This is a genomic window from Alcanivorax sp. (genome assembly GCF_040119285.1).
Lineage (GTDB): Bacteria > Pseudomonadota > Gammaproteobacteria > Pseudomonadales > Alcanivoracaceae > Alcanivorax.
Genome location: NZ_JBEDTY010000004.1, coordinates 350,277 through 363,152, shown reverse-complemented (window position 1 = coordinate 363,152; position 12,876 = coordinate 350,277). Strand labels below are relative to the sequence as shown.

At 56.6% G+C, this 12,876-nt stretch carries 11 protein-coding genes; 1 reads left to right on the top strand and 10 read right to left on the bottom strand.

Features of this window, described 5'->3' with window-relative positions:
- Window positions 1-33 precede the first annotated feature (33 nt).
- A complete protein-coding gene (locus tag ABNH10_RS02670) occupies window positions 34-954 on the top strand; it encodes a sterol desaturase family protein (protein WP_349384638.1) in 921 nt (306 codons plus the stop codon).
- 137 nt (window positions 955-1,091) lie between these two features.
- On the opposite strand, the gene ABNH10_RS02665 is transcribed toward ABNH10_RS02670, so the two are convergent.
- The 10 genes from ABNH10_RS02665 to ABNH10_RS02620 form a co-directional block, all read right to left on the bottom strand.
- On the bottom strand, window positions 1,092-2,372 hold the full coding sequence (locus ABNH10_RS02665; protein ID WP_349384682.1) for an MATE family efflux transporter: 1,281 nt from the start codon (window positions 2,370-2,372) through the stop codon (window positions 1,092-1,094).
- 77 nt (window positions 2,373-2,449) lie between these two features.
- Window positions 2,450-2,743, bottom strand: a complete 294-nt coding sequence (locus ABNH10_RS02660) for a YrhK family protein (RefSeq protein ID WP_349384637.1) — start codon at window positions 2,741-2,743, stop codon at window positions 2,450-2,452.
- Between the two features lie 93 nt (window positions 2,744-2,836).
- Entirely contained in the window at window positions 2,837-3,916 is a 1,080-nt protein-coding gene (locus ABNH10_RS02655; RefSeq protein ID WP_349384636.1) for a patatin-like phospholipase family protein, read from the bottom strand.
- Window positions 3,917-4,014: 98 nt separating this feature from the next.
- On the bottom strand, window positions 4,015-4,914 hold the full coding sequence (locus tag ABNH10_RS02650; protein WP_349384635.1) for an alpha/beta fold hydrolase: 900 nt from the start codon (window positions 4,912-4,914) through the stop codon (window positions 4,015-4,017).
- 65 nt (window positions 4,915-4,979) lie between these two features.
- On the bottom strand, window positions 4,980-5,264 hold the full coding sequence (gene ppnP / locus ABNH10_RS02645) for a pyrimidine/purine nucleoside phosphorylase (protein ID WP_349384634.1): 285 nt from the start codon (window positions 5,262-5,264) through the stop codon (window positions 4,980-4,982).
- A gap of 327 nt (window positions 5,265-5,591) precedes the next feature.
- A complete protein-coding gene (locus ABNH10_RS02640) occupies window positions 5,592-6,341 on the bottom strand; it encodes a DUF4397 domain-containing protein (protein WP_349384633.1) in 750 nt (249 codons plus the stop codon).
- Window positions 6,338-7,459, bottom strand: coding sequence for an AI-2E family transporter (locus tag ABNH10_RS02635; protein WP_349384632.1), 1,122 nt, complete (start codon window positions 7,457-7,459; stop codon window positions 6,338-6,340). Before ABNH10_RS02635 ends, ABNH10_RS02640 begins: the two co-directional genes overlap by 4 nt.
- Before the next feature lie 72 nt (window positions 7,460-7,531).
- Entirely contained in the window at window positions 7,532-8,509 is a 978-nt protein-coding gene (locus tag ABNH10_RS02630) for a calcium/sodium antiporter (RefSeq protein ID WP_349384631.1), read from the bottom strand.
- Window positions 8,510-8,667: 158 nt separating this feature from the next.
- The gene (locus ABNH10_RS02625) at window positions 8,668-11,736 is read right to left on the bottom strand and encodes an efflux RND transporter permease subunit (protein WP_349384630.1); all 3,069 of its coding nucleotides are present in this window, start codon (window positions 11,734-11,736) and stop codon (window positions 8,668-8,670) included.
- Window positions 11,737-12,798, bottom strand: coding sequence for an efflux RND transporter periplasmic adaptor subunit (locus ABNH10_RS02620; RefSeq protein ID WP_349384629.1), 1,062 nt, complete (start codon window positions 12,796-12,798; stop codon window positions 11,737-11,739). It abuts the gene before it with no gap.
- Window positions 12,799-12,876 lie beyond the last annotated feature (78 nt).

Genomic DNA, 12,876 nt, shown 5'->3' with positions numbered 1-12,876 from the left:
ACATCACGCTTCTCACTCACTCCCGAGGCTCCCATGGCACTAATGGACTGGTTCAACAACGTCTGGCAAAACAGCGGCCTGGTGCCGCTTTGGAATGCGCTGCCCGACTGGCTGGCTCTGGATGCACGGCAACTGATTTTCGTGGTGGCAACGCCACTCTTTATCGGCCTGTTTCTGTGGGAGTACCGCAAGATTCGCCACAACAATCGGTTGGTGGATGGTCGTGAATCGTGGCTGAATTTCATGTTGGGAGCAGGCTATCAAACCACCGAACTGCTGTTCGCCGGGCTGATTGCTTTTCCGGTGTATGTCTTTGCCTACCAACACCGTCTACTGGACGTGGAGTTGACCCTGTTCACGGCCATTGGCCTGTGGTTGCTGGTGGACTTCTGTTACTACGGCTTCCATCGCACCTCTCACCGGGTGCGCTGGTTCTGGGCCGCCCATGTGACCCACCACTCTTCCGAGCGAATGAACTTCTCCACCGCCATGCGTCAAAACGCTACCAACATTTTTAATGGTGGCTGGCTGTTCTACGTGCCGCTGGCGTTGCTGGGCTTCAACCCGGTGTGGATCGGGATGTGCTATGCGCTATCGCTGGTGTACCAATACCTTATTCACACCACTCTGGTGGGCAAGCTGCACCCGGCCATCGAATTCATTTTCAATACCCCCAGCCACCACCGTGTCCACCATGGCCGCAACCCGGAATACATCGACCAAAACTATGCCGGTGTCTTTATTATTTGGGACCGTCTGTTCGGCACCTTCGTGGAAGAAAAAAACGACCAGCCAGTGGAGTACGGCATCACCCGCCCGGTGTACAGCAACAGCCTGGTGGTGAACTGGTGCCACGAATACGTGGACATGTTCCGGGCCATGGGCCAGAAAGGCCCGCTAACGCAGCGCCTGAAACATCTATGGAAACCGCCGGAATGGGAACGGGAGCAGTAGCGATTTGAAGGTTTAAAGTTGAAACGCGAGCAAGGTAGGCGCCAATCGACTACCTTGGTGGCCTCCGCGCTTCACCCACAAAAACACTGATCGCGCGGGCACGACATCTCAGTTATTGCCGTGCTACCCCGCGCTTTTCAACTTGGGACTTTCGCCTCACGTCCCGCCAACGCCTGCTGGTAAAAACCCCACGCCATAATCCCGGCCAGTACGTTGCCGAAGGCGGCGCCCAGGGCGAAACCACCGAAACCGCCCAGCTCCAAGCCCAGCCATAGCAGAGGCAAGTAACACAGGAACAAACGCAGAAATGAAATCAGCATGGCGCGCATGGGCCAGCCCAGCGCATTGCTGGCCGATACCACCAGCATGCATACGCCAAGGAAACCATAGCTGGGCGGAATCCAGCGAATCAGTACGGTTAGATAAGCCTGCACCGCCGGGGTATCCACCAGAATGCTGGCCAGCGGCGCGGCAAACAACGCCAGCACCAGCCCCAGCACTACCTGCCAGACAATCACCATGCCGGCGGCCACCTGCATCAACCGCCGCACGGTGGCCCAGTCGTTGCCGCCATAACAGCGTCCCAGCCAAGGCGGTAGCGCCATGGTCATGCCCAGCACCAAAACAATGGAAAAACCTTCCAGCCGGCTGGCCATACCCCAGGCGGCCACCGCTTGGTCACCGGAACGGGCTACCAAGGCCGTAGCCACCATGGCGGCCAGCGGCGGCATGAGCTGGCTAACCATAGCCGGGCCGGCAATTTGCGCAAACGGCCAAGCAGACACGCGCACCTGCGCCGCCATACCATGACGTTGCACCCAACCCTTGCCCCGCAAGGCCAACGCCACAATGACGCCACCAATGGAAAACGCCAACAACGTCGCTAATGCCGCACCGGGCAAACCCAAGCCCTGCCAGCCACCAATGCCAAAAATAAGAATCGGGTCGAATAACAGATTCAGCAAGCTGGTGATCACCATCATCATGCCCGGAAAACGGGTATTGCCATGGGCACGGAACAGACTGTAGCCAAAATACACCACCCCGCCGACCCACATGGCCGGCACCTGCAAGGCCCAGAAGGGACGGATCATGGCGCGAATCGCGTCGCTGGCACCAAGTAATGTAAACGCCGGCTCCTGGATCAGCCACAACACCAGCACCAGCACACCCTGCAAGATGCCGCCGCCAACCAACACCAGGGCGCCCAACCGGTTGGCTTGTTCTTGCTGGCCGGCGCCGATAGCCCGGGAAATCAACGCGGCAATGGCAATGCCGATGCCCACCTGCACGCCAATCACCAGAAACGCCAGCGGAAACGTGAACGACTGGGCGGCCAGCGGCTCAGTGCCCAATCGGGCCACAAAAATACTGTCGACCAGATAAAAGCCCAGTAGGGACATGGCGCCCATGGCCATAGGCCAAGTCTGCTGCCACAGCTGGCGGACCAGAGTCAGCGTGGGCAAGGATGCCGTATCCGTTTGCGGGGTGCTGCTCACGTATCGTCCTGCTGATTATCTACCTCGCCCGGCTGGCGACCCTTACTGCGTTCGTAGGTCACAATGGCGCTGCCGATGCTGCCGATCAACATGCCCACCGAGCCGATAATAAACAGCCAGGTGCCGGCCTGTTGCCAGCTATCCCAAAGAAAAAACACACTGCCAACGACAAAGGTGCCATTACCAATCAGACCCAGAATGACGTGGAACCACTGATACTGGTGAACGAGTGCGCGGGTCAATGCCCAGCTGCTGGAGTTCGATGAGGATGGTGAAGTAGATGTCATCATGGTCCCTCTAGCTGAATAAGGAGAGCGAGCCTAACACGGCTACGGGGAACTGTCCGTCACCCCCGGTGACATGACCTTAGCCAATGACCGCGCTTACAAGGGATGCAACCGATCTACCAGTTTGCCGGTTTCCACCAACTCCAGGAACTCATCGCCAAGCCGCTGACTTTCGACTACCGCCTTGCGCCAATAAGCCTCGCGACCAGCGTCATTACCACGATAATGTTTGAAATCAGTACGATCGGGCAGCTTGCCGTGGGGCAGGCGTGCCAGATAGCCGCGCGACGGGGATACCAGCAGCAGGTTACGCAAGCGTTGTGGATCACCGTTACGCCAGCGTAGCGGTTTATCAAACCAACCGGGGATCACTCGATCGGTGAAATGTGGGTACAACACAATACCTTCGCTCTGATAAGGCAGGTCCAGATGATAGTCGAGCATGCCACCGTCGCGATACACGCCATCCGGGGCACCCGCCAAGGCGGTGACTCCGTCCAGCACCATGGGAATCGAGGCGCTGGCCAACAATGCCGCCCGCAAATTATCCGCCCGCAGACCCACATGGTGGGTGGTGAAATCATTGAGCAACCCCAACGGCAAATCATCCCCTTGGGGATAAACCAACCCACGTTCCATAAACCAGCCGGTGGCTCGGCGGCTAAACAGATTGGTACCCATCAATCCTGCCAGCCCTAGCCCCAACCCCAGCCCCCCCTGACGGGCCATTAACCCACGGCTGCGAATCATCACAATGACCAGCCGATAATCCGGATTATGCAGAATGCGCTGATCCCGATCTTGCAGCAGTTCCGATAACATCTGGGCGCAGCGGAGGCTTACCTCTTTGGCGGTGATGCCTTTGGGAAAGCGCTGCTGAGTATAGAGGGCAGCCAAGCGAGCCAAGCCTTCGCGGGAATCGCCCATGGTAATGGCGGCAAACCGCCAGCTGCCGATGGACGCGCCGATTAGGGTGCGCAGTCGCGGCGCGGCGGGCAAAAAATCCCCGAATACCGCCTGATCCAGGCCGATGATTCCCAACGCTTTGGGCCCGCCGGCGGCGCCGGGAACGATATCCACATCGGCGGCCCGCAGCCCATGCTCGCGCAGATGCGCAATGGCACCACTCCCCGCGCGCAGGGTCAGCGCAGGGGCTGAGATATGAATGGCGGCCACCCGATCTCTCCGAATCTATGCCAGCAGGGTGGCTATGGTAACGAGAAAAAGAAGGGCGCCAAAATAGCACTCCACTATTGGCCCTAAAATAGCGTCACTCAACCCTCGCGCAGAAAATCACCCAGGGCACGAGTGAACGCCAATGGCTGGCTCATCAACGGTACATGGCCAGACCTGGGCAGCACCACTTGGCGAGCGCCGATAAGACGGGCCAACTCTGCTTGGCCCTGCGGCGGATATAGCGCTGAGCGAGCACCGGTAATCACTGTGGCTGGCACACCAAAATTGGCCGCAGAGGAACGGTAATCGTGGGCGCCAAACAGGTAAGCATGCAGGTAAGCCCGGATATCCGCCAACTCCACCACCGGCAGCACACGAGCCCATAAAGGAGACAACCAGGCGGAGCCATTGAACGCGGAATGGAGACCCCGGCGGCCCGCAATCTGGCCGAGAATATCGGTTAGCCGAAACAACACTGCGGTGCGCAGGCCCGGCGCCAGCTTGGCAATATTACCCTGGTCCGGGGCACCGTCCAGCAACACCAACAGCTCTCGCAGTTGCTCATAGAAGTGCTCCTGGCGCTTACCAAACAACCCATGGGGCCAATCCGCCTTGTTATCTGTGCACGGTGACTGATCGATATGGAGATAGCGTTTCACCGGAGAAAAGTCCCCGTGAGCATGCCAGTGCAAGCTGGTAGTGGCACCCAGAGAATAACCCACCAACAGGAAGTCTCGCAGCCCGAGGTAACTGACCAAATCTTCCATATCTTGCATGTGGTTGTGAAACACGTCCGCTTGATTGAAACGGGCTGCGGCAGACCCCCCCGCACCGCGCAAATCGGGAATCACAAATTGGAAACGGCGTAGAAAGGGAAACACAAAGGGAAGCCAGTCACGCCCCTGCATTCCCAGGCCATGCAGCATCAACACCGGCTCACCACGGCCCAGCAAACGCACGCGCAGCATGACACCATCTCTGGCAGGAAATAACAACATCAGGCTCCCCTTGGTGTTGGCACCGGTTTTAACAGGCGCTCTTGTTCTTCTGCTTATCTATCGGATTAGTCGCCATAGAGACAAAGGTAGGCCGTATCACTAGCCACTTGTACCTGAAACTTCTGATCAGCCTCAATCTCGAAAGTTTCACCGGCAACGAACGTCTGCCAGTCGGCACTGCCCGGCAACTTTACCGTCAGAGCACCGCTGGTCACGGTCATGGTTTCGTGCTCACTGGTGCCAAATTCATAATCCCCCGCCGACATGACGCCGACGGTGGCCGGCTTGGTTTCGGTTTGAAAGGCAATGGATGCCACCTTGGCATCGAAGTATTCGTTAACCTTAAACATACAGGGGCTCCGCTGATTCAATGGAAGCGCGAGTATGCCAAAAGCCTGACCAAATCACCGCTTATTTCCAATTGTTCGCGAAAACCGGCCACTAACTAACAGTGCCGACATGGCCTGAAAGCGTCATTAGCCTTCCAATGGTGGCGCAGTAGCAAAGGGCGTTGCCATAGGCCAGCTCCGGGATGGCTTCAATGAAAAAGGAAGTGCCTGACTGTTTGGTTCATGGCATGAATAAAACGCAAAAGGGCATCGTAATCACACCGATGCCCTACTTTTGGTATTGGTTGGCCGTTCAGGGGGCTTTTCAGGGAGCGCTCTACCAGCCGTTTAGTTTGTGAACGGCTGGCAGTACAGGGAAATCTGGTCGTCGTCGCTATCAAATTCCGTATAAGCGATGATGGCGTCGTAGCTGCGACCGCTGCTGACACTACAGCTCACGTCATCAATTATCACGCCCTGAGTTTCATTGTTGACAGTAACGGTCAGATTACTGCCAGCACTGAGTGATACATAGCTGCTGCCATCGGCATATTCCAATCCACTCACAAGCGGTTGGCCGCCGGGAATGCCACTGCTTGAGGTAACGCTCAACTCATCTCCGGATAAGCGCGACAGAGTATTGATAAAGCGAACTCGAATCTGCCCGCTGGCTACATCCATTTTCTGATGACTGAAGGTTTTCAGCTGGCGGTTATCCAAGGTGGTATCACCCATCAGCACCACGGTGTAACGGTTGCCGGCAGTAAGAGTGCGATTGATCGGGCCGCTGATCAGCGAGCTGCCGGAACGGCTACCGCGAGCATCAAAGGCCACCGACTGGCTGTCATCATCCAGGTCTAGGCTGTTGGCACTCACGTTGCCCCGGGTTGTGTACTCCACGTCACTTTCCAGTGACGAATTCTGATCATCCACGAATAAATCCACGGTAATGTCGTCTTCACTACCGCCGCCCACTTGGGTGAGCTGATTATGGAAGTACAGCCGTGAGCTATCGGAGAAAATATCCTCGTCTTCATCACAACCGAACGCAGACAAACCAGCAACGGATGCCGCCACCACCAATCGCAGAAAAATCATCGTTGACCACTCCCGGAAGAGGATTGGTCTGGCTCGCTTTGGGCCGGAAACCCAGGCACATCCTCCTCGTTAAATTCACGGATAAAGATCCCCCAAAACGCGACAAAAAGAGCGGCCAGCAGGGGGCCCACGGCAAACCCGGTGATCCCAAACATGGCCAGGCCACCCAGGGTAGAAAACAGCACCACATAGTCCGGCAATTTGGTATCACGGCCCACGAGGATCGGGCGCAGGATATTGTCCACCAGGCCGATCACAAACACCCCAAATAAAATCAGGATAGTGGCTTCTTTCATGTCGCCCACCGCATACAGATACAGCGCCACCGGGAACCAGATTATCCCTGCGCCCACCGCAGGAATGAGTGACAGCACAGCCATCACCACCCCCCATAACAAAGCGCCGGGGATGCCCAGCCACCAGAAAATCAGCCCTCCCAAGGCCCCCTGAGTGATCGCCACCAGCAGGTTACCCTTGATAGTGGCACGGGTGACTTCAGCGAACTTGGCAAACAGTAACTTTTCGCGTTCATCGCCTAAAGGCAGAGCCCTAATAAGCATGTCCACCATGGAATCGCCATCGCGGATCAGGAAAAACGCCAGATAGAGCATCAAGCCCAAGTTGAGGAAGAACTGAAAGGTATTCTGCCCCAATGCCAGCGCCCGCTTGGCGAAGAACTGACCAGCGCCGGTGAACGCCTTGACCGCCTGTTCCTTGATTTTTTCAAGGTCCACGTCAAAACGCTCTGCCAGAGATTGCACTCCCGGAAAGGCGTGCCTGATCTTGTCCATATAGCTGGCCAGATCAATCTCGCCGCTTTGCACCTTCTGGAACAAGCCAACCCCTTCGGTGACGAACGAGGTCGCCACCACCAGAACCGGGATAACGACCAGCACCACACACAGCAGCAAGGTGAACAGGGCCACAAGATTACGCCGTGCGGGCCAGCGGGCCAGCAACCGTTTATGGAAAGGGTAAAAGATCACGCTGATGGCGCAGGCCCAGAAAATAGGCGCAAAGAACGGCTGAATCAACAGGGCAAAAACGGCACTGACCGCCACCAAGGAGAACAGGAAAGCCCCCCGTTCCAGTTTTCCTGATGTTCCCGCGTCCCGCATACCCTGGCGCTTCCTTCTACTTCGTTATTGGAGTAATCGTTCGGCGGTTTTGCCCCAACGATGCATCAACAATCAACCACCCGTGAGCATGGTAAAGCCCAGATAACCCATGTACGCCACATAAACCACCAGCAAGCCAATGCCATTGGTTCGGGTTATCTGGCCCTTACGACCCCACAGGCCAAAACCCATGATAAACAACATCAGCGTCAACCCCATCATTAGGGACCAATCTCGCTGCAAGACGCCCGCATCCACAGACATGGGTTTAATAGCGCCGGCAATACCGACTACCGCCAGCGTATTGAACAAATTCGAGCCTAGCACGTTACCAAAGGCAATATCGTGTTCACCCTTGCGCACCGCAGCAATACTAGAGGCCAGCTCTGGCAACGAGGTGCCGATGGCAACAATAGTGAGGCCGATGACCAAGTCGCTGACCCCTAAAGAGTGGGCGATAAAGACCGCCCCCCAAACCAAGGCCCGGGAACTCGCCACCAATAGAACCAACCCCACCACCAACCAGAACAGGGCTTTCTTCAACGGTAACGGATGCTCTGCCAAATCGGTTTCAACCTCACCCGCCAGCACATCGCCCTTGCCGGTCATGGCGGCATAGATAGACCACCCCATCAGTACCGCCAGCACCCCAATCAGCACCCAAGCGTCCATGCGGGAAATATGGCCATCAATCAGCTGATAACCCGACAGTAAAGTAATCAACGCAAGGACGGGGAGCTCTTTTTTAAGAATTGCGGAGTTCACCAGAATCGGGCTCATCACCGCCACCACCCCCAAAATCAAGGCAATGTTGGAAATATTCGACCCGTAGGCATTACCCAGCGCCAGCGACGGATTACCTTCCAGCGCCGCCAGGGCCGATACCACCATCTCCGGGGCAGACGTACCAAAGCCCACAATCAGCATACCGATTAGCAGAGGAGGCATACCCGCATGGGCCGCCGTACCCGCTGCCCCTTCGACAAATTTGTCGGCACTCCATACCAGCAGTATCAGCCCGCCAATCACGGCGGCAATGGCCAGCAACATCGGCACTCCTTGGGGTCATCAATTCAGGATGATCAATCATCTCAGGCGGGCACATTGTGGCAGAGAGGAGCGAGGCTGACACCTACATAGAGGCAACCCGCATAACACCCCATGCGCCACGCCGCGAAGAGGCGTGGGCGTGAGGCGTATCAGGTTATTCAGACATGCTGGTCCTCACCAGGTTTAATGCCATAGACGAGCGTATAGAGCACCGGAATCACGATCAATGTCAGCACGGTAGCGAAGCCCAAGCCAAACATGATCACCACCGCCATCGACTCGAAGAACGCGTCGAACAGCAACGGTACCATGCCAAGGATGGTGGTAACCGCCGCCATACACACCGGTCGCACCCGCGAAATGGATGCCGACACCACTGCATCGAACGGCGCCATCGTCTCGCGGTCCAGCTTGATTTGTTCCACCAGCACAATACCGTTCTTCACCAACATCCCGGACAGGCTCAGAAAGCCCAGCAGCGCCATAAAGCCAAACGGTGAATTGAGCACCAGCAGGCCAAAGGTCACACCGATAATGGCCAACGGCACCGTGGCCCAGATCACCAGTGGCGAGCGCACTGCGTCGAACAACATGATGGTAATGATAAACATGAACAAATAGCCCATGGGCAGACTGCCGAATACCGCAGCCTGAGCATCCTTGGCGGCTTCGTATTCCCCACCCCACTCGAGGGAGTAACCCGCCGGCAGCTCGAGTGCTTCGATGGCCGGGCGAATCCGGCGCAGCACCTGATCCGCGGTCTCCTCACCAAGCACATCCGGCTCCGCCTGCACGGTAAGCGTTCGTTTGCGATCACGACGCATGATCAATGCATTTTCCCATTCGGTCTTAAAATCCGAGACCACCTGACTGATGGGAATATAGGTAGAATAGGCCGGCGACCAAACCTGTACATCGTTGAGGTTATCCGCACTCAGGCGCTCATCGTCTGGCGGCCGCGCCACAATCGGCAACAACTTGCTGCCATCACGGTACAGGCCCACATCGCGACCGCTAAAGTTCAGTGCCAGGTTATTATCCAAGTCCTCGCGGGTAATCCCGGCTCGGCGGGCCTGAGCTTCCTGGAACTGGGGGCGAATCACTTTTTCCTGCTGACGCCAGTCGTGGCGGATACTCTCCAGCCCACTATCATCCTGCATAATCGCTTGGGCTTTCACGCCCAGCGCCCGCAGCTCTTTTGGGTCTGGACCACTGAAGCGGGCTTCAATAGAGGCCGCCGGGCTGGGGCCGATCATCAGGCGTTTCACTTTAGCGAACGCTTGCAGGTGCCGGTCGCGAATCAGCTCACGGGTCGCCGCCAGGGTCGGATTGATCTGTTCCCGATCGGACACCTGCACGATCAACTGCGCATAGCTGGGATAACTTTTTTCAGGCATATAGGGCAGCATGAAACGCTGTGCCCCCTGACCGATAGTCGTGGTCACCTGCTCCACACTATCCATCTCCAGCAAATCATGTTCCAACCGCGCAGCCGCCTCTTGGGTAGCACGGATATCGCTCCCTTGGGGTAGCCAGTAATCCACCAGAAACATGGGGGTATTGGAGGGCGGGAAGAACGCTTGCTTCACGAAACCAAAACCGACAGCGGCCACCACCAAAAGCACGCTCATAAAGCTCAAGGTGATCACTCGGTGATGGATCGCCCGATCCAGCAGGCGTCGATAAATGACAAACACTTTGCCAGAGTAGGGATCCTCACTTTCGCCATTTTCACCTCCCACGTCTTTCTCATTGAAAAACAGGTCGGCAAAAAACGGCACCAGCGTAATAGCCGTCACCCAGCTGAGCATCAGAGAAATCAGCAATACCCAGAACAAGGTATTGCTGTATTCGCCAGTGGCATCCTCCGATAAACCGATCGGAGCAAACGCCATAATAGCGATGACAGTGGCACCCAGCAGTGGCCAAACGGTTTGGCGAACAATTTCTTTTGACGCCTCCAGCTTGGACAACCCGCGTTTCATGCCCACCAGAATGCCTTCGGTAACCACGATGGCGTTATCCACCAGCATCCCCAGGGCAATGATTAGCGCCCCGAGGGAAATTCGCTGCAGATCGATAGCCATGACTTTCATGATGATGAACGTGCCAAGGATGGTGAGCAGCAACACGCTGCCCATCAATATCCCGGAACGCACGCCCATGAACACCAGCAGCACCGCGATCACGATGGCTACGGCTTCACCCAAATTGAGCATGAAAGCGCTCACCGAGTTATCGACTTCTTGGGGTTGGTTGTAGACCATGGCCAGCTGCATGCCCGCAGGACGCTGATACTCAAGCTCAGCCAAGCGCCGGTCCACCCGAGCCCCCACATCCACAACGTTTACACCCGAGGCAAAGGAAATCCCCATGGTCAGTGCCGAGCCACCATTAAAGCGATACAGGTGATGAGGTACTTCCGCATAGCCGCGCTCAATGCTCGCCACATCGCGCAGGTAGACCAACTCGCTAGCGCCGGGCTCGGAAATCAACAAATCGCCCATGCTTTGCACGGAAGGAAACTCACCGGTGGGGTAAATACGGATGTATTCGTCGCCCACCCGCACTTTGCCTGCCGGATTCACCGTATTTTGGGTTTGTAACAGGCCGAAGATGCGGTCAGGGCTGATTCCCAGTGACGCCAACCGAGAGCGGGAAAGCTCCACCAGCACCTGCTCCTGTCGCTGCCCGCCAATAGTGACCTTGCCGACCCCATCTACAAGCACCAGTTCGCGAGTCAGGTAGTCGGCATAATCTTTCATGTCTTGGTAGGAGTAACCGTCGCCGGTCACGGCCAAAAGAATGCCGTATACATCACCGAAATCATCAATAACTTGAATCGTCCCCGCACCAGGAGGCAACTGACCCTGCAAGTCGGTCATCTTGTGGCGCAGCTCATCCCAAATCTGCTTGAGCTCGGCGGCCCGGTACTCGGGCTTCATTTCTACCTGCACTTGAGACAGGCCATTGCTAGAAATGGACGTCACATTTTTCACATAAGGCAGGCTCTGGATCGCCTTTTCCACCGGCAAAGTCACTTCCTCTTCCACCTGTCGCGGTGAAGCGCCAGCGTAGTTAGTAACCACCATGGCAATCTTGAGGGTGAATTCCGGGTCTTCCAGTTGCCCTAAGCGGGTAAAGCTCACTACCCCACCAATCAACAAGATCAGCGTGAACAGCCAGCTCACCACCTTGTGGCGGATACTGTACTCGGCAATGTTCATTTACAGGCCCCGTTCCTTCACCAGTTCACGAACCGCCTGCCCTTCTTTCAGGCGATGGACTCCGGCCGCCACAATGCGGTCACCGGGCTGCAACCCGGTGGTGATCTGGACGCCGCCGCCCACCACTTCACCCAGAGTAACCGGCACGGCGGTCACCGTGTCATCCTCTTGATGCTTCCACACGTGGGCACCTTTGTTGCCGTCAGGGTTGAATACCGCCGCGGCCGGCACTACCGGCGGCTTGTCAGTGGCGCGCATGATCTGACTAAGATCAATCTCCACATCCACACTCATTCCTGGCAGCACCATCATGCCTTCCGGGTTAGGCATCGTCAGGGTGATAATGTAGGTCTGGGTGCGGTCCCCGGCACTGGCTTCATGTTCTTTGTAACGGGCCTTGAAGGTGGTATCCGGAGCCCCCTTGAAACGCACTTCCGGCTGATAATCTTCGCCATCTCTGCGCACGTTCGTCAAAAATTGCTCGGAAACAGCAAACTCGATATCGATATTTTTATCGCCCTGCAAATAAAGAATCGGCTGCTTGGCCTGTACGAATTGATAATTTTCCACTTCGGTGCGTGCCACCGTGCCCCCGTAGGGCGCTTTCAGGCGAGTGTAGTTCACATTATCCCGGGCCAAGCTCAGGGCCGCCCGGGACTGGCGGCGCTTCGCTTCAATTTCATCGAACTGGGCTTCAGAAATAACGCCACGGTCACGCAGGCTGATGCCCCGCTGATACTGACTCTCGGCCAAATCGTGCTGGGCTTGCCGATCTGCTAACTGATTTTTAAAGTCCGATGGATCAAGCGCTGCCAGCAATTGTCCTTTCTTGACCTGCTCGCCGGCCCGCACGGGAAGACGCTCAAGCTGACCGGACACCCGAAAAGCCAACTCTGACCCTTCGGTAGCCACCACCTTGCCTGGATAATGACGCAAGGTGCCATCGCCGCCATTGACGGTCTGCAGCTTCACCGGTTGTGGCATGGGGGCCTCGGCCTGGGGCTCTTCTCCACAGCCCCACAAGGCCAGCGCTAGGCCCAGGGTTACCCAAAAACGTTGCATCTTGCTCTCTCCGATCTAAAAACGGTACTTGTTAGTACCAAATTATCGCACAGGTGCGGGGATTTCTCGTTGACCTTT